We start from the raw sequence: 21,816 nt of genomic DNA, 5'->3' as shown, positions 1-21,816 counted from the left end.
GGTGCTGTCGGAGACCGAGGAGGGCCGGATCGTACCGCGTTCACGACCGCCCCGCTCGTCGGGCTCACTCCCCGGCCACCGGGTGGTCGGAGCTCGGCCCCGACTCGGGGATCGTCGACTCCCGAACCCGCTCGCCCCCGTGGGCGGTGAGTCGGGCCCAGAGCACCAGCACCGACGGGAGGACGAACATCGAAGCCAGGTACGCGTAGAGCACGCTCAGAGCGATCAGGAGCCCGAAGACGCCGATGGCGGGGTTGAGCGCGAGTGCGAGTACGCCCACCCCCGAAACGGTCGTCAACATGCTCCCGGTGAGCGCACCGCCGGTCCCGACGACGGTCCGGTGGAGTGCCGTATAGATGTCCCGCTCCGCGTACTCGTCGACGAACCGGTGGACGATGTGGACGGAGTAGTCGATGCCGAGGCCGATGGCGATCGCGAGTATCGTCCCGTTGATCGCGTTGAAGCTGATATCGAGCGCCCGCATCGACGCCACCAGGGCGACGATAGTGAGCGCGATCGGGACCATGTTCGCGACCCCCAGCAACGGTGACCCCTCGAGCACCCAGTAGACGACGATCAGGAACAGGGTCGCACCGACGACCGTGAGTATCATACTCTGGATGACGGTCTCGAACACCAGCCCGAGGGCCTCGTCGAAGATGACGGCGTTTCCGGTCGGCTGTGCCGTCGCACGGAACCCCGTCGCCACGTGGCGTGCATCCGCCGTGATGGCGTCGTTCGGCTCGTCCCCGTCGACCGTATAGATGATCAGGGTGCTCCGACGGTCCTCGCTGAGGAACTGCTCGACCCGGTCGCTGGCCGAGGAGTCCCGCAGCGCGTCGTAGATCCGCGGGAGGTTGTCGTCGGGGATGCCGTTGTCGTTCTGGTCGTTGCGCGCGACCAGCCGACGGAACTCCGGATCGCGTTCGGCCTGCGCCCGGATCACGGTGATCAGGCTCTCGGCCTCCGCATCTCGACCCTCGCGCTCGAACGTCGGTGGGGGGTCCTGCCCGGCACGATGCAGTCGCTCGAGGGACGTATCACGCTCCATGGGTCCGGTGACTAGCATCAGGACCTGCCCCTCCTGTTCGAAGTTCTCGTCGCGGAAGTTCTCGAGTTTGACGTACTCGAACTCGGCGGGCGGACGGAACGGTTCGGGGAGGACCTGCAGGTACTCCGGGGTCTCCTCGGCGGGGAGGAAGTCGTCCGGGCTGAACCCGGTTCCGACCCCGCTCGCGTACACGCCGCCGCCGACCGTCGCGAGGAGGACGATACCGACGAAGAGAACCGGGGCACGGTCGGCGATCACGGCACCGACGTTGAGGACGCGTCCGAGCGGGGACGACTCCGAACCCAGTGGCGTCTGGGAGAACGTCGGAATCGGGTATCGCTCGCGGAGCCGGTCGATGTACACCTTCGCCGCTGGCAGGAAGATGCCGAAGATGAGGAACGTGAACAGGATGCCGGCGGCGGCGGTGATACCGAAGTCACGGGTCGGCGGGAACGCACTGACGACGTTCGACAGGAACCCGATGGCCGACGTGCCCATGACGATGAAGAACGCGATGCTCACCTGGTCGGTCGTCAGCATCATCGCGTCCGTGATGTCCTTGCCGGCGACCCGTTCCTCGCGGTAGCGATTGATGGCGTGGATACCGAAGTCGATCCCGATCGCAATGAGCAGTGGTGGGACGGCGACCAGCAGGACGGCGAACGGGATGCCGGTGAGTCCGAGGAACCCGAACGTCCAGACGATGGTCATGACGATGGCGACGAACCCCAGCAACAGGTCGACGAGGTCGCGATAGGCGACGACGAGGAAGAACGCGATGAACAGGAGTGCTGCGGGGAGCACGAGGACCAGCGTCGAGGTGATCGTATCCGGTGGGTCGCCGAGGACACGGATGTCCGGCGCGGTCGTCGAGGTGATCGTCCGGATGCGCTCCTCGCGGTCCGGCGGGAAGTCCGCCGCGCCGCCCGGCCCGCCGCCACCACCGATCCCCGGACCGGCACGGTGTGTCACCGACGCCTCCGTGGCCGACGCCGACGCGGTGTTCACGTTGAAGTCGTCGCTCACCCTCGCGGTGAACGTGGGGTTGCGATCCGCGGCTCGGCGGATCGCACGGTCGATCTGCCCCGGCGTCGCCCGTTCGACGGCGAGCACCTGTGCTTCGAGCGTGGTCGCGTCCGGATCGAGCGTCGTCGCGACGGTCCGGGCCGGACTCGCGGTGGCAGTGACGCGTAGCGGGTCGCTCTCCATTATCTGCTCCTGTGTGCGGAGCATCCGCAGGAGGGCGGGCTTTGAGAGGGCGTTCTGGGAGTCCTGAACGAGGGTCGTCGATGTCGTGCTCGTCCCCGAGAAGCTCGTGCCGAAGTCGCTCTGGACGTCCTCGAGCGCCTGGAACGAGGGGAGATCCTCGATGAACTGCTGCTGCCCGGCTTCGGTCTCGATCGCGCCCAGCCCCGACACGAACACGACCGTGGCGAGGAGGAACAGGAGGATGATCTTTCCCGGGTGATTGACGATCTGATCGTCGACCCGGTCGATCAACCACTGATAGTTCACGGGTACGCCCCACTACGAACCCGTCCGTAGTAAGGATCATCATGTGACGTCCGATCGACCCGGTTCACCGGGAGCGGGACGAGCGACGAAGTGAACGCGACCTCCGACGGCGAGAGCGTCGAAAGACGACGGCCGTGTGTGGACTGGGCGGGCCGGCTGGCGTCCGAACACCGGTTCGAACGACGTCCGCGTCGCTCCGTCCACGACGACGGCGTGTGGCGACGAGCGGCCGCAGTCCGGTCCGATGACTCACCTTCTCCCACCGACGCGTAGGTTTACGTATCAGCGAGCACCCAGCGTTCGATAGTGTCAGTCGATGGGGTGGGGGCCCCGGGGACGACCGACAGCGACGGGTATCCAGTCCCGCCGCCGCGGCCCCCGGACGACGGCGAGGCGTGGTACGCACCGGAGGTACTCGCACAGCGGAGCGTCCACCCGGGGGTCGTGGCGACGGTCCGTGAGCGCGACGGCCGGCTGCGGTACGGGGTGCGCGAACCGACCCTCTCCGGGGCGGGCGAGCGAGCGCTCGAACGGGTGCTCGCACACTTCGAGGAGGCCGAACTTCGGCGGCCGCTCACCCGGGAGGCAGTAGATGCTCGGATAGCTACTGGCCTCTCTACGGTATCGTGTACGAAAGGAAGGATTCGACCCGAATTGACATCCACCCGTGGAGGCATCCCTCACCAGTCGAGTGGACTGTGAGGGTATCTTACGGGTCTGTGCGCTGTTCGAGGGCGTTTTCGCTGAAGGCGTCTATGGTTGAACGCCACTGGTGATTGTTCCACTCGAACCGCACGGGCCGTGCCATCGGCCTGTCGATCCGCTGGTCAGTGTACCGTCGCAGGATGTTCTCCGAGGCGGTTAGGTCTGCATGTCCTTTGAAACCACATTCGCAGGTGAACGAGTCTTTGTCTCTGGCTGTGGTATCCTTCTGCCCGCATCTCGGGCATGTCTGTGACGTGTAGGCTTCAGATTCAACGGAGACGTCGATACTATACTCCTCACACACGGATTTGAAGCGCCGCCTGAGTTTGTCGAACGCCCAGAAGTTGTGGGTCATGTGGTTCACTCTTGAGGACCGCTTCTTGGATAGGATCCCATTGAGGCCACCCAGGTATAGGGCCGAAACGTCTCGTCGGTGCAGACGCTCTACGAGATTACGGACAAGCGCGGCGATCGCATGGTCTCGACGACGGGTTCGTTTTCGGTAGAGCGCACGGATTCGCTTGCTACCGTCTCGCTTGGGAGGGAGCTTTGCTTCAGCCCGTGAGATCTCCTCACTCGTTTCCCGGAACTGTTCATAGACTACGGACCCATCGTAGAGATATTGGTGTCCTCCCGTTGTGGTACAGGCGACGAAATTGTTAACGCCGATATCAAGGCCTGCAATATCATCTCCAGTTATGGATTCAAGGACAGGTTCGGGAACAATTACGGGTTGATGGGCTCGGAACAGATCATCGACTTTGTCGTATCGAAATACGAGTCGACCTTGCTTTCCCTCCCACTTTGGCCGTCCACGGGCCTCCAAGCGTAGATGCTCGTAGACTCCGAGACCGAATTCGTTCTTCAATTGCTGGCCGATTCGAATCTCTAGACGAGACCGAGTTCCCCACTCAAGAGAATATTTGTCGTTCCTGATGTAGGTCTGAAGCTCTCGGCCGTTAGTCCGATTGCCCCAGTAGCCGGGTGGTGACGATGACGAGTCCGAGGATGCGAAGAATGATCGCCACATCTCGTCGTTTCGACGGATGACTGTCTGGGCCGTCGCCGCACTGAGAACCGGGTTGTACTCTTCGTAGAGTTCCGTGACGTCCCATATGTCTTCGTCGTTGAAGAAGCGCTGTCGGCGGGTGTACGTCACCTCGTTCCAGAGTGCTGCTGACGCATCTAGAGTTCGGTGTAGTATCTCCGAATCTCTCTCGGAGAGCGGTACTACTTCGAATGTATTTGTCCGTCTCATCGATTGCTCGAATACCCCCGACCAGCCCGGCCTCCTCTCTGCCAAGCTGGCACCCGTTGCCAGCTCAATAAAACTGCTCGGCGGTCGTGCTGGGCTGTCCGAGTACTCGGAGGCATCCAAGGCAGGTTGGTCCCGTTTTGGTACTTGAACCTCCGCTCCGAAGTACCGCGAGGCGATCGATCGGCTCGTCGAGGCGTGCAAGGAGCGCGTCTGGGAGGCCACGGTGTCGGGGACGCTCGACGTCGAGGACCGGGCCGCGTTCGTCCGCGAGCGGGCGACGACGCTCCTCCGGCGGCGACTCACGGCGCGGAACACGCGGGCGTGGATCGAGGCGACCCGTCGCCGGGTCCGATCGGCGCTCGCCTCGCCGCCCACGATGCTGAGGCCGACGACGTAGACGGTGTGGAGCGCCGCACCCGTCTCCCGCGCCAGGTCGATGGTGCGGCCGACGGCGGTCCCCGCGAACCAGCTCCCGTCGGTCGGGACCATGATCTGTTTGAACATCATTTCTCACGGTCGTACTCGTCACTGGACGAACGCCAATCCGCGGAACGGTTCTCAGTCGTCTGGAATCTCACCCTGCACACCCGGATACGAGTCGTCTCGGCCCCCAGGTCTCGGAGTGGTGTCACATCTCCCGCACACAGCCTCACTACCGACGTATCCACGCTGTCAGCCGGAAATCCGATGGGCTGAATCGAACGGAGATGAGATAATGAATATTTATATTTGGAACTCTGGTCGTGGAGTAGGATACCTTCCCCGGAGTCGGACCAATACTGGCAGATATCATATCTACATGGACGAGGTAGGTGTCATCTATAGAGCGAGAATGAAATCCTATCGAATAATGCGAATCTACGCGAAAATTTACTTGTATTATGCTTAAAAATGAGGGTTAATTCACTAAAACTCAATTTTATACTGTATACGCTCATTGAGTCCACTATCGTCTGAAGAACACGTAGTAGATATCTATAGCTCTCACTGTGCCGATCGCCTCCCGCTTCGGTTCCTCTATATTGATACAATCACTTATGATCAATTTATCCTATTCGGCGTCGGTCTAGGGTCTCGTAGCGCCACGAGCTGCCCGGTCCAGCGATAGGGAATCTTTCGGAGGTGATTTACATGCATATGGTTGTAAAAGAAGCGTGTTTGACGATTACGAACAGGCCTGTCTCAGGCGACGTTGCTGACGTCGATCTCGATCTTGTTCGCCGCCTCCTTCACCAGACCGGCCATCTCGTCGACGTACTCCGCGTCGAACTTGGCCGCCGGTCCGCTGATCGATATCGTCCCGATGACCTCGCCGTTCGGCCGGAGGGCGCTACTGGCGACCGTCGCCGCCCCGAGGTGCTGTTCCTGTGCGTTGACCGCGTACCCCTGTGACCGAATCGCTTCGAGTTCCTCGAAGAGGACGTGCCGGTCGGTGACCGTGAAGTCCGTCTTCCGGGGGAGCCCGTGCACGTTGAGTATCTCCTCGACGGCCGTCTCGCTCATGTGTGCCATCATGCTCTTTCCCGCGGCGGTCGTATGGAAGTATCGCGTCCGTCCGAGCTGAGTAGCTGTCTGGATGGCGTTGTCGCTCCCCCGAACCGCGTAGAGGAAACACACAAGTGTCCCCTGTTTTACGGCGAGGTAGACCAGCTCGCCGCACTCCTCTGCGAGCCTGTTCGCGGGGTTCCGGCCGTGTTTGTAAATATCAAACGACTCCCGGATCCGGTCACCGATCCGGAGATAGCGGAGGCTCGGCCGGTACCGCCCACCACGCTTGACCACGTACCCCTCGTTATCGAGCGACGACAGGTGGGTGTGGACGGTACCCTTCGAGAGGTTAAGCCGGTCGGCGAGCTCCGTGACGCCCGCCTCCTCGCACTCGACGAGCTCCTCGACGATACGAAAGGAGGTCTGTACGGCCTTTATCCGACGGGGGGACGAGGCGTTCGAGTCGACCATAGCGGTGGTTGTTTGGCTCAATATAAATACGTTCGGTAACCTCAAACACTTCTCCGTCGACGAAACGTGCCCGATCGCCGTCAGAGCCGATGGATCGCAACAGGCGGTCGAACACAGTGGGTGTCTGGTCGGGGTCCGACAGTCGGGCCGACCCCGGTGGAGGCGCTAAGAGCGTAACTGCTCCGTCGCTTCCTGGTCTATCTCCATCGATTCGGTGATCACGACGCCGTACTCCTCGCGTGCGGCTTCCCGGGTGACGTAGCCGTCAATCACGTCCTCGCGCACCTTCTCGGGCGGCCGGTCAAACGGCTCGCCATACCCGCCGCCCCCGCCCGCCCGGTACGAGATGACGTCGTCGGTTTCGAACGGCCCCCGGAACATCCCGACCATCTTCCGGTCGTCGGGCTCATTGTACAGCGAGTCATTGTCGGCCAGGATGTTGATCCGTTCCGCCAGCGCGTCGGTGTCGCCGTCGTGGGGGAACAGGACGCCGACGTTCTTCTTCCCGGGCGACCCGCCTTCGAGCCCCCAGCCCTCCGTCTTCGTCTTCTTGACGTTGATGAGCGCATTGAACGGTTCGAGCAACCGATAGTCCCGCCGGGATCCGAGCCCGCCACGGTACTCGCCGGCACCCCCGGAGTCGGTACGGAGCTGCGCGCGCTCGATCCGGATCGGAAGCCGGTTCTCCATCACCTCGATGGGGATGTTGCGGACGCGGGACTGGCTGATGTGGAGCGTCGAGTTGGCACCGTCGTGCTCGCTGCTCGCCCCCCAGCCCACGGCGGCCTGCGTCGTGTCGACGATCATCTCGTCGGTTTCCGGGTCACGGCCGTAGAACATCGGATCCCCGATGTCGCCCCCGGAACTCGCCCCGACTCGCTCGGGCATCCCCTGTGCAAGCGCCTGGTAGATGGAGTCGACACCGAGGAACGCGGCCCAGATAGTGAACGTCGGCGCGGGGTAGGTCGCGTGGAACAGGTTGTCTTCCGGCGCGATGACCGACAGCGGCTCGTAGTGGCCGTCGTTGGACGGTTCGGTCGGTGTCGTAATGGACTTCAGCGCGACCTTGCTCGCCGACTCGGTGAGCCCGAGCGGCAGATTCACCGGTCCGTCGGTCCGGTCGTCGGAGCCCGAGAAGTCGACCGTGAACGAGTCGCCGTCTATCGTCACCTCGGTCTCAATCTTGACGATGGTGTCGAGGTTGATCCCGTCGTTGTCGAGGTAGTTCGTCCCGACCCACTGCCCATCGGGGAGGTCGGCGATTTGCTCTCGTGCCTTCTGCTCGCCATGTTCGAGGATGCGGTCGAGACAGTACTCCACCGTGTCGACGGAGTACTTCTCGTACAGCTCCTGTAGTCGCTGTTCCCCGCGGTTCAGCGCCGCGATCTGGGCGTTCAGATCGCCCAGCGTGATCTCCGGCGTCCGCGAGTTGAACCGCAGGAGGGCCATCAGCTCCTCGTCCGGCTCGCCCCGCTTGTAGAGCTTCGTCCCCGGGAACAGGAGCCCCTCCTGGTGGACGTCAGTCGAGTCGTGGATGTACCCCGGGTCCTTCCCGCCAATGTCCGTCCAGTGGGCTCGCACGACGCCGTACCCGACGATCTCCTCCTCGTAGAAGACCGGCTTGAACAGGATGGCATCGTTGGGGTGGCCACCGCTCCAGTAGGGGTAGTTGGTGACGAGGATGTCCCCCTCGTCAAAGTTTTCCTCGCCGACGTACTCGACGCTCTTCCTGATCCCGAAGTCGTTCGCCCCCAGGAACATCGCGAGCCCCGGGGAATCGGCGATCAGGTTCAGTTCGCGGTCGTACAGCGAGATACCGAAGTCGACGATTTCGTAGATGATCGTGCTGTATGCGGTCCTGATCAACGTGCGCTGCATCTCGTCGGCGGCGGACGTGAGGTAGTTCTGTACCACCTCGACGGTCGCCGGATCGACATCCCTCTCCGTGTCTGTTGTCATTATCTATCGGTCTCCGTGGTTATCACTATATTTCCGAGCTCGTCGATGACCGCCGACTGATCGGAGTAGAAGACGAGCGTCGCTGTCGGCTCCTGGACGATGGCCGGCCCATCGAGCGTCTCTCCGCTCCCAAGCGAGTCGCGGTCGACCACCTGGAACGGAACTCCTTCGCCCTCGGCGAAGCAGTACGCCTCCCGCGTGTCCTCGTCCAGGTCGACCCCGCCAGCGGCCGTCTCTTCCCTGCCGAAGTCGGGCGTCTCGGTCATGCCCCGACCGCGGACCCTAAGGTGGACGATCTCGACCGGGTCGTCCATCTGGTGTCCGTACCTGTTCTGGTGGACCGACGCGAACCGGTCGCTAATCGCCGCCTTCGAGGAGACGTCGTCGAGCGACACCTCGACGGAGTGCTCTTGGCCCCGGTAGCGGATCTCGGCCGTCCGGTCGAGCTCCCGCTCCGTATCGTCGAACCCGTCATCGGCCAGCGCCTCGGTCGCCTCCCGCTCTAGCCGCTCGAACTCCGCTTCGATCTCCTCGATCTCGACGTGGTCCAGCTCCTCGAGGTACGTCTGTGAGAAGTCGTGGACGACGTCGGTCATGAACATCCCCTTGGCGGAGAACACCGATGGCGACCGGGGGATGACGATCTCGCTGATGTTCATCTCCCGGGCGACCAGCGGGAGGAACAGCGGCCCGGCACCGCCGTACGCGACCATGGCGAAGTCCCGGGGATCGAGCCCCCGCTCGACCGTTATCTGCCGGATCGCAGTCACGGTCCCGACCCTCGTGACGTCGAAGATGCCGCGGCTGGCCTCCAGCACCGACATCCCGAGCGGGTCCGCGATTTCCTCCTCTATGCCCCGGTAGGCCTCGTTGACCGACACCGAGAGTTCGCCCCCGAGGAAGTTCTCCGGGTCGAGGTAGCCTAGTCGGAGCGCAGCGTCGGTCACTGTCGGCTCGGTCCCGCCGCGCCCGTAACAGATCGGCCCTGGGTCGGCGCCCGCCGACTCGGGCCCGACCTTCAGGAGCCCGTTGTCCACCCACGCGATGCTCCCCCCGCCGGCACCGAGCGTCCGGATGTCGTATATCGGCATTAGCACCGGGAGGTTCAGGTTCTCCAGGGCGGACTCGTGGCGGACCGTCGGCGAGCCGTCCTGGACGACGCACACGTCGAGGCTCGTCCCGCCGACGTCGGCGGCGATCACGTTCGAGTGGCCGAGTTGCTCGCCGATGTGGGCCGCGCCGATGAGCCCACCGGCCGGCCCGGAGAGGAGCGTGTGGACCGGCACCGACTTCGCGTCCTCGGCCTGCACGGCCCCGCCGCCGGAGCGGGTAATGTAGAACGACCCGTCGAAGCCGGCCTCCCCGAGCGCCCCGTCGAGTTCGTCGACGTAGGACTCGAAGATCGGCTTGATGTACCCGTCGATCACCGACGTGCTGATCCGTTCGTACTCCCGGTACTCCCGGACGATGTCGCTCGATATCGAGACGCTCACGTCCGGGTGTCGCTCCCGGAGCAGTTCGGCGGCGCGCCGTTCGTGGTCGGCGTTCTGGTAGGCGTGGAGGAAACAGACGACGACCGACTCGACGCCGTTCCCCTTGACCAGTTCGTCGCTGGCGTCGATCACCGCCGACTCGTCGAGCGGCTCGACAACGTCGCCCTCAGCGCTCATCCGGCCGGGGACTCCGACCCGATTCCGCCCGCGGACGAGCGGCTCTGGCTTGTTGTAGGGGACCTTGAACATGTCCTCCGCCGGGCGGTCGTACCGTCCCATCTCGAAGACGTCCGTGAACCCCTCGTTCGTCAGGATGCCGGTGTTCGCTCCCTTCTTCTCGAGAACCGCGTTGAGCCCCAGCGTCGTCCCGTGGACGAACGACTCCGCCTGGTCGATCGAAACGTCAAGCTTGTCGATCGATTCTATCACTCCCTCGGTCAGGTCCTCGGGCGTGGTCGACGCCTTTTCGAGGTGGATCTCGCCGGTCTCCGAGTCGAAGATTATCGCGTCGACGAACGTGCCGCCGATGTCAACCGCGAGCTGTTTCGTCATGGTCGTCTCTCTACCCTCCCTTGGCAGGCGCTTGCTATCGACACAGCGCATCGAACGAAGGAGGGCTATAAAATTTGAGGGGGTAGTAGCGGTATTGGTCACCCGACCACCGCCGAACCCGTTCGCGTGACGCGTGTTCGGGCGGGACGACGGGTCTCACGAACCGCCGGTGACCGCGTCGGGTCGCCCCCGGTCGCTGTCCGCTTCGCGCTGTACTTTCGTTCGATTTCCCGCGGTCGACTGCCGGAACGTCGAAGGATGGCTCGCGTCCGGCCAGCGGACGAGGGAAAACATAATGGGGGACGAAAGAAATGCGGAGGTATGGCAACCCGTGGCGGAACGGACATTCAATACGAGAATGTGACGAAACAATACGGCGAGACGACCGCCGTGGACGAGATCAACATCTCCATCGAGCGCGGCGAGTTCATGGCGATAATCGGCCCGTCTGGGTCCGGGAAGACGACGACCCTCCGGATGCTCGCGGGGTTCGAGACGCCGACGACGGGGGACGTCTCGCTGGCGGGGACGAGCCTCGTCGGCGTCCCTCCACACAAGCGGGATACGGCCACCGTCTTCCAGGACTACGCCCTCTTCCCGCACATGTCCGTCGGGGAGAACATCGCGTTCGGGCTGAAGAACAGGGGGTACGACCGGAAGCCAGTCGACGAGCGGGTCAGCGAGGTGCTCGAACTGGTCGACATGGCCGGCATGGAGGGGCGCAGGCCCGCGAGCCTCTCCGGCGGACAGCAACAGCGGGTCGCGACCGCCCGCGCCCTGGCCCCCGAACCGAAGGTGCTGCTGATGGACGAGCCGCTCGGTGCGCTCGACAAGAAACTGCGCGACCAGATCCGCGTCGACTTCGCCCGCCTCCAGCAGGAACTCGGCATCACGACCCTCTACGTCACCCACAACCAGGAGGAGGCGCTCACGATGGCCGACCGGGTCGCCGTGATGAACGACGGCCGGATCGAACAGATAGGGACGCCGACCGAGGTATACCGGTCGCCCAGAACGGAGTTCGTCTCGGACTTCATCGGCGACACCAACATCCTCCACGGGGATATCACCGAAGTCGACGGGCGAGTCGTCATCCGGATGGCCGGGTCCGAGATCCGACTGGACTACGACGGCGACCTTCGGGTGCGACCCACCGTGTTCGTCAGGCCGGAGGACATAAGCCTCGCCTCTGCGGGCGCCGAGGGGTCGGCCGACAATGTCCTCACCGGCGAGCTCCAGCACAGCCTGTTCCTCGGCGACAAGTACCGGTACTACGTGGATGTCGACGGTCAGGAGTTCATCGTCAACGGGAGCGGGAAACGACGGGAGTTCGAGGACGGCGACGAGGTCGTCATCACGTGGGACAACGAGGACACGACGGTCGTGAGCGACTGATGCGAGGGTCGTCACGTTGCCCCGGGGGTTGCATCCGATGGTGAGCACGGTACGACGGGTGACCGGGGCGCTCTCACAGGTAAACGAGGGGGTGTCCGACTTCATCCGACGGTACCAGAGACGGGAGACGAGCAAGTGGCTCCTCCTCTTCCCCGGCGTCGTCCTCATCACCTTCTTCCTCGTCATTCCCTCGCTGCTGCTCCTCCGGTACAGCTTCTTCCCCTACGTGGAGGGGAGCGTCGGAACCGGCTGGTCGGTGATGAACTACGCGCGCGGGATACTGACGCCGCTCTACCAGACGTACCTCATGCGGAGCATACGCATCTCCTTCTTCACGACGCTGTTCGCCTTCCTGCTGGGCTTCCCGCTGGCCTACACGGCCGCTAGGAAGGGCGGTCTGCTCGGGACGGTGATCGTCATAAGCGCGCTCGCGCCGCTGACCATCGACCTCGTCATCCGGACGTTCGGGTGGTACGTCATCCTCTCCCGCGGAGGGCTCCTCGAATCAGTCCTCGTCTGGACCCCCTTTTTTACCGAGGAGACGGCTCCGAGTTTCCTCTTCAGTCCCAGCGGCGTGATAATCGGAATGACTCACGTCCTCCTCCCCTACATGGTCTTCCCGATCATCAGCATCATACACACGATCCCCGAGTCGCTTGAGGAGGCGGCACAGGACCTCGGCGCGAACCGTTTCGAGGTGTTCCTGAAGGTCATCCTCCCACTCTCTCTCCCGGGCATCTCTGCCGGTATCCTGATCGTCTTCCTCTCGGCCATGACCTCGTACGTGACCCCCCAGATGCTCGGTGGCGACTTCAAGGTGCTCGCGACCGAGATAACCCGCCTCATCACCTCCTCGAACAACTGGCCGTTCGCGAGCGCGCTCTCGTCGATGCTGATCGCCATCTCCGTGCTCGTGATCGTGCTGTACTACCGGACACAGTTGCTCATTGAGGACTCCGGGGGTGACGACGATGAGTGAGGGGTCGTCGGAGGCGCTCGTCACGGACGCCGGCGCCCGGGACCGGCTCATCGCTGGAGCCGTCTCGGTGCTGTACAAGCTCCTCGTGTACAGTACGATCCTCTTCCTGATGGCGCCGCTGGTGATCGTCGTGGTGATCTCGTTCCAGGAGCAGGGGTACGGCGGGTGGCCTCCCGAGTCTTGGTCGCTCGACTGGTACCTGCTGCTCCCCCAGCGGGTCGAATCCCTCGGACTGGTCCAGGCGCTCGGTATCAGCCTCCAAGTCGCACTCAGTACGGTGGTCGTGACCGTTCTGGTCGGCGGTCTCGCGGCCTTCGCCATCGCCCGGTACGACTTCAAGTACTCCACCAGTCTGGAGACGCTGCTGCTGTCACCCCTCATCTATCCGTGGCTCGTGACCGGGTTCGCCATCCTGCTGGTCATCGGACGGCTCAACACCGTCTACGGGCTAGGGATCCGGATGTCGTTCTGGACGCTGCTCGCGGGCCACGTCATCGTGATACTTCCCTACCCGACGCGGACGATCCTGGCGAGCCTCCAGAACTTCGATCACACGCTGGAGGAAGCGGCCCAGGACCTCTTCGCGACGGAGCTCACCACGTACACGAAGATCACGCTCCCGCTCATCAAACCGGGGCTCGTGAGCGGGGCCATCTTCGCGTTCATCCTCTCGTTCAACCAGTACATCGTCTCCCTGTTCCTGAGCGGCTCCAACACACAGACGGTGCCGCTTCGCCTGTTCAACCTGTTCTACGACTCACCGCCCCAGCAGCTGGCCGCGCTCGGGACCGTGCTGATGTGCAGCATCCTGGTCGTCGTCCTCCTCGCGGAACGGGGCTTCGGGATCAGCGAGTACATGTAACCTACACTGAAAGTACTGGTATATTCTGTGTACCTTCCAAAAATATAAGTAGAGTTGGGGAAAGGTGGTAACACGATGCAAAGAGAGAGACGCCAGACCAAGCGGCAGTTCCTGAAGGCGGCCGGTGGGCTCGGAGTTGCGGGCCTAACCGGCCTCGCGGGCTGTACCTCTGGCGAGGACTCCGGTGCGGAGTCGACGCCGACCACCGCGGACGACACCGGAGGCGACACCGCGACCCCGACGCCGGGGACGACGTCGGGCACGGCCACGAGCAGCGGTGAGGAGACGATGGACTTCGGCGGCGAGGAGATCTCGGTTCTGGTCAACCTGGGCGGGCTGGCGACGTTCCAGCGGGAGGTCGTCGTCCCCAGGGTCGAGGAGAAGTACAACCTCACGATCAACACCGAGCAGACGACGACTGGGCCGATGGTGAGTCAGATCCAGGCCAACCCCGACAGCCCGCCGGACGTCGTCGACATCAACCCGAACGGGATATGGACGCTCAACCGGGACGACTACCTGGCGACCTTCTCGGACTACCCCGACGTGATGACCAACGCCGAGCAGGTCTACGACCACGTGAAGTACTTCGATGACACGGGGATGGGGTGGATGCTCCAGGAGGTCATGCCGATCATCAACACCAACGCCTACGACAGCAACCCGGGTTCGTGGACGGAGACGGTGGAGAACGCCGAGTCCATCGCCATCCCGCCGTACACCTGGACGCAGGGGCTCATGCTGCTGATGTCCGCCGCCATCGCCACCGGAGATGACTTCAGCTCCTCGGACCTCGACGTCGAGGCCGGGTGGGACTGGCAGCGCGAGCACATGGAGCCCAAGACGTACACCGTCATCAACGGACAGTCACAGGCGAAACAGCTCGTCTCGCAGGGGCAGGTGGACGCCCTGGTCCCGACGTGGGACAGCTGGCTCCTCGACATGTACCGCAACGACGCCCCGGTCGCCGGCGCGAGGGAACTGTCCCCCGCGAGTATCGACGCCACCCAGACGTTCGGCGTCCCGAAGAACGGGAACGTGGAGGCCGGGATGGCGTACGTGAACGAGGCCGTCTCCGTATACGCCCAGGAGCGCCACCCCCAGTACACCGGGTGCGGGATCGTCAACGGCGAAGCGGAGTACCCCCAGGAGATACTGGACCTGGGTATCGACCCGGTCCAGGAGGAGGACCTAAGCAATCTGAAGCGCCCGGACTACCAGTACATGTGGGACAACTCCGACGAGTGGGCCGAGACGTGGAACTCGATCTACACCGCCTGAGCGGGACCGACCCCTTGGGAGCCCGGTAGAGACGGCCACGGATCCGATCGCTATCGCTTCTAAAAACCTCGAACGGTCGTCCCGTCGACGCGCCTTACGGTGACAGGACGCCCAGGTTGACGTTTATCTCGTCGAGTCGTTCGGAGTCGATCCACGCGAGTCGGTCGTCGAACCACGAGGATTCCCCCGTCAGGCTGAACCGTTCTGTGGTCCTGTCCCAGTCCGACGAACGGAGCAGGTAGGCACACGGACCATCATCGAACGTCTCCAGCCGGTCGGCGAGCCAGTTCCCGGCGGCGAGCGGCGTCGCCAGGACGATCGGCGTGTCCGGGAAGTGTGCCAGCTCCGCACCGAACTCCTCGTCGGTCTGCCTGCTCGGCTCCGGCAGGTCGAACGCCTGTCGGTAGACCTCGATGCCGTCGTCGAGGTCCCCGAGCCCGACGACGACCGCCCCGACCCCGACCAGTTCAGTGTCGGCGACGCTCGGTGTCGGTGTCGATACGCGGTTCGACCGCGGCGTGTGGTCCTCGATCAGGAAGGGGAGCTGCGTCCCGAATTCCTTCGTTCCTAGCGTCGCGAGTTCGTACTCGAAGTACGTCCCGTCGGGCCGCTCGCGGCCGAACTCGTTCGGGCCGTCGACCGGCGTCCCTCGCTCGGCGATCTCGTCCACGACGGACGCGATATTGGTTACCTCGACAGCCCAGGCCGTGGGTCCCGCGTCCTTCTGCATGTGGACGTCCCACCACGGGGACTCCTGGCCCGGCTCCAGCGTCGCCGTCAGCTCGAAGTACGACCCATCCTCGAACCCGAGCTGGGAGAGGTGGTTGATGTCGTTCTCTAGCTTCCCCGCGTAGGTCGGTTCCATCCCGAGTGAGTCGAACGCGTCGTCTATCTCGGAGAGGTCGTTCCCGCCGATCACCGCGTGGTCCAGCCGTACGTGTTCGTCCTGCTGTCGACCGAGCATACAGGAGTCATTCGTCGGGGCGTTATAGTCCTTCCTCCGCGGGAGAGCGCCAGTTGACCAGTACTGGCGAGCCGAGCCGATACCCAGGGGGGAGGGGTCCTGGTCTTTGATCGCTTCCGTCTCTGTCCCCGGTTCAACCCTTTCACAGAAGATACGTGCCCGTGGAAGTCCTTATCCCGAGCTGGGTAGCCAGAACATCTGCTCGGGACCATCGAACTCAGTGTGGAACATCTTGACGCGTCTCCGCTACCGACCCCTATCACGCACCCGGCGCAGCCAACGGAACAGGTCCGTGGAGCCGACCCTGGTGACAAGTACCGATCTCCGATGTCTCGGGCCGGACTCGCCGAGCGGCTTACAGCGGCGAACGATCTACAACTGGTTCGTGAAGTCCGGACGAGAGTCGTTCGTACTGGCCATTCGGAACGGCTTCCAAGCGAATAGACCTGGAACAAAAAGATGGAAATAATTGTAATAAATGCGTCGTTGATAATCTGGTGATGGGCGCTACGACGCGCCGGCATGAACGCCACTACTCGTTCACGAGCTCGGCAAAGCGAGTGCGGTGCAGACTGCTCTCTCCCGAATTACCGGAGGGTGATATACGAACTGGGTCCTGCTGCGTAGGTGGGGTTCGTCATCGCGTGCTACATATCGAGCCCGGAAGACTGGACGACGGAGACCTCGTAGCGCAGACCTCGACGACGGACGACCGTCTATTCAAGTTCCAGCCCGTCTGGTCCTCGGGTTCAGTGGCAGAGATCGCCCGTCCACTGCTCGGGCACGTGATGCAGTAATCTGCCGGATCTGGGGTCTATCTCTCGGAGAGCACTCCGGCAGACCCGCCGCTCTCCGACCTCTCGTGCCGGTTGCGGTCGTCGACTCGTAACGAGCCCCCGAGTACGGAAACAACTCGCTAATTCATTACAACTTAATTAATCATCTAGGCGTGGTCTGCGCCCGACTGCCCGGTCCACTCTGTCGGCTCCCCCGCGGATACGAAGAACCGTATCGCTTCACTCAGAGTTAGGGCGTGTCTCTCACTCGAAGTCCACTCCGTTCGGTGGAGGCCCCGTACGCGGTATGGCTCTGTCCGAATGCCTGCTTCTCGGTCGGGTCATCCCAAGTCTGAAGACGACCGGCGCTCGGCATCGAGCGGTATGCCCTTGTTGGTGCCCCAGCCAGAACGTCGTGTCCCTGGGAGAAGCTGTGTGCGATCCGTTCCGTCCGGCCAGTACCATCGGACCAACGTGGACCCTCCTGGTGCTCAGCCCCGCCGGATGCGTAGGAGCCTGTCGTCGTCCAGCGGCTCTCCCCTGCCGTCCCGGTTGCTCGTCGTCACGAGGACGTCCCCGTCCGGGCTCACTACGACTGTTCGGAGGCGGCCGAACTCGCCCTTGAACAGCCGCTCGTCCTCGACGACCTGCGGTCACGGACCCGCACGCGGTGGAGGCTGTCGACCTGGTCAGCGAGAGCAGGGAGGCGACGGTCTACCGGGTCGTCCTCGACAGTCGTCGACCGGCGTCGCTCGAAGGGATGGCGGGCCATCGGATGTTCCACGAGCGTGTCCGGATAGCGCCGGACGGCTGGCGTGTCCGACAATAGTTCGCCGACCGCGACGAAATCCACGCGTACCGGGCCTTCTGTACGGAGGTAGACGATCCCGCTGGTTATCAACCGACTGTACGACCTCGCGCTGAACCTGGGCCTCTCGACGACCCCCCACGACCGGGACGTCAGGACGGCGGCGCTCGATCGCTTCGTCGAGCGCGCGGGGGACTCCCCCTCGTCGAGCAGACGATCGGACTCGTCATCGGTGCGTACAATGTCTGTATTTGGTCATGTATTCCTGAGAGAAAAGTAGAATCCAATCAGTAGGAATAGCCTCACTTGGTGCTAGGCTAGGTACAGATAACTGAAAGATGGATCAGGCAATACAACTGATCCCGATCCACTGAAACCGCCCGTCCCTTCCGGCCATCAATCCCGTGTAATCCTCTACGGTCACGCGATACACAGAAGCTGATGTTGAAATCCGCTGAACATGTTCGCCTGCAACGAACCCATCGTTGACCGCGTTCACGAAGACCTGCCACGTTCCACGCCGAGACGAGTACCGGGGTTTGATCCCCAGCTCGAGACAGAGTCGGAGGATGTCACCGACGAGTTGGTCACTCGCCGTGTAGTAGGTCCGCTGTTCGTTCCCATCTCCATCCAACAGCACCTCCAGCAGAAGCCGTTGCTGGCGTCGGGAGAGTTCCCAGACGAACTCTGGGAGCCGTCGGTCTGCACTCCGCAGTCCACACAGTTGCTTGAGTAACTGCCCGTAGAGGTACGACCCAAACGAGAAGGACCGATCATTATCAGAGACGTCGAACCCGAGCTTTTCGAAGAGAGATCGGATCGTCCGCCGATGTTTCGGCTTTTCCTGTGCGATCTGAATCTCTGCCGTCTCGCGGTCGGGAGATCGGTGAATACTCCCTTCGGAGACGAACCAGCCGATGAACTGGATGAATGCGTCGGCATCGAATCGATACGGCTGCGGGTGGTGTCCACGCTTGGCCCGCACTGCGACAGTATCGCCGAGTGCCTCTAGCTCTGTCTGATATCGCTTGAACGTCTCCGCATCGAAGCAGTAGCCGACGTTCCTGCTCCGATAGATCGGCTCGCAACCGTCCGGAAGCGCTGCACGGAACGTGTGTCCGTGTACGGATCTGGTCACACAAGCCTGGTACTCGTCCGTGAAATCGGTGATGTCGATCTCCGATCGGGGTTCGCGAGGAGGTCGCCGCCACTGATTGATAAACTGGTAGTACTCTCTATCGCTGAGGTCACCGGCTCGTATGAATCGCGGCTGAGCGATCGCCTTCGTTCGATAGACGATCGGGTGGTCCGGCGCAACTCTGAGGTCGGCTCGTCGGGTGCGAATCTCGATCACGCCTTCCGTTTCGCATCGTTCGATCGCTCGAACAGGTTTCGTCTTCACGAGCCGTGTCGTCGGGTCAAGCGCGTAGACCAGGTCGTCAGTCGTGAGTTCAGGAACGGGTACCGCCCCCCGGGTAGTCATCACCTCTGTATCCGCCGCAAACCCTCCGACCGCTTCCTTGATCGGGATGGTCGCTGCGGAAAACGAGCTATCGAACTCTGTCTCTGGTACTTTCATGCGGAGCCACCCGTGGTGCTCCGCTACAAACTCCCACCGCTGACGCTGTCGGCTGTTGTAAGCAACCGCGTATCTCTACCCTCTCGAAGCCCATTACTGACGGAACTTGCACGGTTGGCACCGATCGGGATCGGAAGGATCAGAGCAGTCCGAATTGGATAGCGAGCAACAGCACGACCGCAATAGCGCCGACTAGCGAGCCTCCCACCAGTGGTGGGTTCTCCATTGCTTTCTCATAGGCTGGCATGGCGGCGTACTCCTCACGGAACTCGTCGCGGTTCTCCTCGTCGTAGAAGTACTTCGTTCGCAGGAAGAACCGCTCGGTGACAGCACAGCCGGTACAGACCGGCTCCTGTTCGAGGCGTTCAGTCTTGATGTGCTTCTTGCAGTTGATGCTCCCACAGTTCTCACAGTAGGTGCAGGTCCCGTCCTGAGCGGAATCGCAGTGGACACACCTGTGGATGCCATCTTCGACTGTTACTCGCGAGGGACCGGCCGCGTAGTACGTGAATGGATATGAGTACTCCCCGAGACTCGTACTCGAACGGACCTCGGGGACATACACGGGTTCGATCGACTGGACGGAGACATCCGATAGATTCGGCGTGCACTCTTTCGTGTAGGTGACGTTGTTGTCCCCCGTGTACTCTACCGTCGTAGTGTGATGCTCTCGGAGCCGATCGATGGCCCACTCCTTGTACTCGGTCTCCGTCTGCCCGAATCGGTTCACATCGACCTCGTCGAACATCTCTTCCATTGCAGGTTCGTCCAGATCGATAGTCCGTGAGAAGTTCTCCTGAACGAGAGTACCGACCGCTCCGTCCGCCACTCGTGGATGCTGGCGGTCGGCATGGAGCAGAAACGCGTCCTGTTGATTGATTTGATGGATGACACCGACGGAAGTCTCGAACGTCGCGTCGGTTCGGGCCGTAATCGAGAGGACGGGTTCGAACGTCACACTCGTCCACGGGGTAGGCAGGTCCCTCGAGTCGAGGTTCTCGATCGACCGAAACGCTTCGAGGACGGGCCCATCCCGACCGGCAGTCGGATCGACCGGCCGAAGGGTTTCGTTACAGAGGACCTCGATTCGACCGTTATAGATGTCGAGACCGATATCCTCGCTCAGGTCGCGAAGATCGGTACCATCGAGGAGTTCGATCGAATACGGATCACCGTTGTTCCGGAGCCTATCCGCGTATTCACGCGCTGGGGAGGTGAAGCGTCCAGTGGTGACGACCATCCCCCGCTTCGGACCGTCGAAATCGAACGTAGCGATCGCGGAATGGAGCTTCTGAACGACCGGACGTCCGACAGAATCGGTGTGCTTGCACTCGACGATAATCGCTCGACGCCGACCGTCGACGACCTCTTCCATGATGATATCCCGGCCTTCGTCGGCTGTCTTGACCGCCTGTCGAACGTTCTCGTAGCCGAGCTTCCGGAAGACATCCTCCATCAGATCCTCGAACTGAAATCCCGAGAGGTCGTCCAGCAGTTCCATTCGTTGACCACCCCCTTCGAGACAGAATACAAATAGGTTGACCCATGACTCATCCGAAGAGGCCCCCGAATCTCTCTCCCTCTGGAGTCGAGTCTGGAAAGTAGCTGTCGAGGGGGATTTATCTCCCTATAGGGTGGTCAACTTCCGAACGAAGTCGTCGAAGACAGGATCGCGACGAACGTCCTTCGCGACACGTATCAGATGGCGACTCGTGTCGCGACTGTATCGGAGGCCTGTCGAAAGATGAGGGCTGTGGGCGACGTTAGTCGGAATCCAGTCGTGCTCGAGAAGGTAGGCGATCGGTGCCAGATCCCAGATTTCCTTGGACCACACGGCTCGGTCCTCGGCTTGCCGGTACTCGGTGAAGATCTCCAGTAGATAGTCGCTCAGCTCTCCCTGGCCGGAGAGGTGATGCTCTAGCTCCGGTACTGTCATTCGGAGGTGCTCCGCGACGTTCTTGCAGGGGACCAGTACCAGCGGGACGCCGCTGTCGAAGAGCACGCGAGATGCGTGTAGATCCTGCCGGAGATTGAATTCATCCGCGGTGTGCCAGGAGAGCGGATGCCCGCCCAGCCAGACGACGACCATGTTTTCGATGATCTCCGGAGCCCGCTCGATCGCAGATGAGACGTTCGTCGGTGCGCCGATCGCGACGACATAGAGCGGTCCGTCCTCCTGTTTGCGAACTCGGCGAATCAGATCCTCCGTTGCTGGGTTCTCATCCGGCTCTCCGGTATCCGTCATGAACTCGGTCGCACCTCTGTAAGTAATCTCAGAAGGGCCTGGGTACTCGAGCAGGTCGAGCAGTCGGATGATCTCGTCGTAGCTCTTCCTCATACCGTCTGCCGGACCGCTGGATCGCTGATTTACGAACGGTGCTGCGTAGACCGCCTGCACGTCGATCGACTCAGAGAGGAGCGCGTAGACGATGGCGAACTGATCGTCGATCTCGTTGTAGGTGTCCGTATCGAGGACGATCTCAACGTCACCGCCTGGCGGTTCGAGGAGTGTTGTCCGTTCGGAAGCCGAGAGTCGACCATCTGAACCAATCGGTGCGGTATACCCCATGAGCCCAGTTCACCTCGAGACCGCATAAAGAATCCACGGGGAGTGGAGAACTCTCCAGTCTCTTTCTAGAATGATCGTCTGCGAAGCACACCCGTCGGCAGTTGTCTCTGT

The 21,816-nt window shown here is 62.4% G+C and carries 14 protein-coding genes and 2 pseudogenes; 6 read left to right on the top strand and 10 right to left on the bottom strand.

The window, feature by feature from the left end; genetic code table 11:
- Positions 1 to 64: 64 nt before the first annotated feature.
- On the bottom strand, positions 65 to 2,566 hold the full coding sequence (locus WDJ58_RS21325; RefSeq protein WP_338915326.1) for an efflux RND transporter permease subunit: 2,502 nt from the start codon (positions 2,564 to 2,566) through the stop codon (positions 65 to 67).
- 306 nt (positions 2,567 to 2,872) lie between these two features.
- Here WDJ58_RS21325 and WDJ58_RS21320 point away from each other — a divergent pair, with 306 nt between their 5' ends.
- The gene (locus tag WDJ58_RS21320; RefSeq protein WP_338915325.1) at positions 2,873 to 3,268 is read left to right on the top strand and encodes a hypothetical protein; all 396 of its coding nucleotides are present in this window, start codon (positions 2,873 to 2,875) and stop codon (positions 3,266 to 3,268) included.
- A gap of 7 nt (positions 3,269 to 3,275) precedes the next feature.
- Here WDJ58_RS21320 and WDJ58_RS21315 read toward each other — a convergent pair whose 3' ends face one another.
- Positions 3,276 to 4,529 (bottom strand): RNA-guided endonuclease InsQ/TnpB family protein, encoded by a 1,254-nt coding sequence (locus tag WDJ58_RS21315; protein ID WP_380661666.1) that lies wholly within the window; start codon positions 4,527 to 4,529, stop codon positions 3,276 to 3,278.
- Between the two features lie 178 nt (positions 4,530 to 4,707).
- Here WDJ58_RS21315 and WDJ58_RS26425 point away from each other — a divergent pair.
- Positions 4,708 to 4,893, top strand: a pseudogene (locus WDJ58_RS26425) (type II secretion system protein); the annotation flags it as partial.
- Here WDJ58_RS26425 and WDJ58_RS26420 read toward each other — a convergent pair.
- The 4 genes and pseudogenes from WDJ58_RS26420 to WDJ58_RS21300 all read right to left on the bottom strand — a co-directional run.
- Positions 4,893 to 5,018: pseudogene (locus tag WDJ58_RS26420) on the bottom strand (stress protein); the annotation flags it as partial. The pseudogenes WDJ58_RS26425 and WDJ58_RS26420 overlap by 1 nt on opposite strands.
- A gap of 693 nt (positions 5,019 to 5,711) precedes the next feature.
- Positions 5,712 to 6,488, bottom strand: coding sequence for an IclR family transcriptional regulator (locus WDJ58_RS21310; protein WP_338915323.1), 777 nt, complete (start codon positions 6,486 to 6,488; stop codon positions 5,712 to 5,714).
- 165 nt (positions 6,489 to 6,653) lie between these two features.
- Positions 6,654 to 8,447 (bottom strand): hydantoinase B/oxoprolinase family protein, encoded by a 1,794-nt coding sequence (locus WDJ58_RS21305; RefSeq protein WP_338915322.1) that lies wholly within the window; start codon positions 8,445 to 8,447, stop codon positions 6,654 to 6,656.
- A complete protein-coding gene (locus WDJ58_RS21300) occupies positions 8,447 to 10,594 on the bottom strand; it encodes a hydantoinase/oxoprolinase family protein (RefSeq protein WP_338915321.1) in 2,148 nt (715 codons plus the stop codon). Before WDJ58_RS21300 ends, WDJ58_RS21305 begins: the two co-directional genes overlap by 1 nt.
- Before the next feature lie 219 nt (positions 10,595 to 10,813).
- Here WDJ58_RS21300 and WDJ58_RS21295 point away from each other — a divergent pair, with 219 nt between their 5' ends.
- From WDJ58_RS21295 to WDJ58_RS21280, 4 genes are all read left to right on the top strand, one after another.
- Positions 10,814 to 11,887: an ABC transporter ATP-binding protein gene (locus tag WDJ58_RS21295; protein WP_338915320.1), complete on the top strand. Its 1,074-nt coding sequence runs from the start codon at positions 10,814 to 10,816 to the stop codon at positions 11,885 to 11,887.
- 37 nt (positions 11,888 to 11,924) lie between these two features.
- On the top strand, positions 11,925 to 12,866 hold the full coding sequence (locus WDJ58_RS21290; RefSeq protein ID WP_338915319.1) for an ABC transporter permease: 942 nt from the start codon (positions 11,925 to 11,927) through the stop codon (positions 12,864 to 12,866).
- On the top strand, positions 12,859 to 13,728 hold the full coding sequence (locus WDJ58_RS21285; protein ID WP_338915318.1) for an ABC transporter permease: 870 nt from the start codon (positions 12,859 to 12,861) through the stop codon (positions 13,726 to 13,728). The genes WDJ58_RS21290 and WDJ58_RS21285 overlap by 8 nt, the downstream gene beginning before the upstream one ends.
- Before the next feature lie 75 nt (positions 13,729 to 13,803).
- A complete protein-coding gene (locus WDJ58_RS21280; protein ID WP_338915317.1) occupies positions 13,804 to 15,009 on the top strand; it encodes an extracellular solute-binding protein in 1,206 nt (401 codons plus the stop codon).
- Between the two features lie 94 nt (positions 15,010 to 15,103).
- Here the strand turns inward: WDJ58_RS21280 and WDJ58_RS21275 are convergent, their stop codons facing one another.
- The 4 genes from WDJ58_RS21275 to WDJ58_RS21260 form a co-directional block, all read right to left on the bottom strand.
- Complete coding sequence (locus tag WDJ58_RS21275) at positions 15,104 to 15,973, bottom strand: VOC family protein (RefSeq protein WP_338915316.1); 870 nt, start codon at positions 15,971 to 15,973, stop codon at positions 15,104 to 15,106.
- A gap of 1,927 nt (positions 15,974 to 17,900) precedes the next feature.
- A complete protein-coding gene (locus tag WDJ58_RS21270; protein WP_338915315.1) occupies positions 17,901 to 19,136 on the bottom strand; it encodes a hypothetical protein in 1,236 nt (411 codons plus the stop codon).
- A gap of 139 nt (positions 19,137 to 19,275) precedes the next feature.
- Complete coding sequence (locus tag WDJ58_RS21265) at positions 19,276 to 20,637, bottom strand: restriction endonuclease (RefSeq protein ID WP_338915314.1); 1,362 nt, start codon at positions 20,635 to 20,637, stop codon at positions 19,276 to 19,278.
- A gap of 126 nt (positions 20,638 to 20,763) precedes the next feature.
- Positions 20,764 to 21,705, bottom strand: a complete 942-nt coding sequence (locus WDJ58_RS21260) for a nucleoside hydrolase (RefSeq protein ID WP_338915313.1) — start codon at positions 21,703 to 21,705, stop codon at positions 20,764 to 20,766.
- Between the last annotated feature and the right edge of the window lie 111 nt (positions 21,706 to 21,816).

Origin of the sequence: Salinirubellus litoreus (assembly GCF_037335815.1) — an archaeon.
GTDB lineage: Archaea > Halobacteriota > Halobacteria > Halobacteriales > Haloarculaceae > Salinirubellus > Salinirubellus litoreus.
This window is presented reverse-complemented; position numbering and strand designations above follow the sequence as displayed.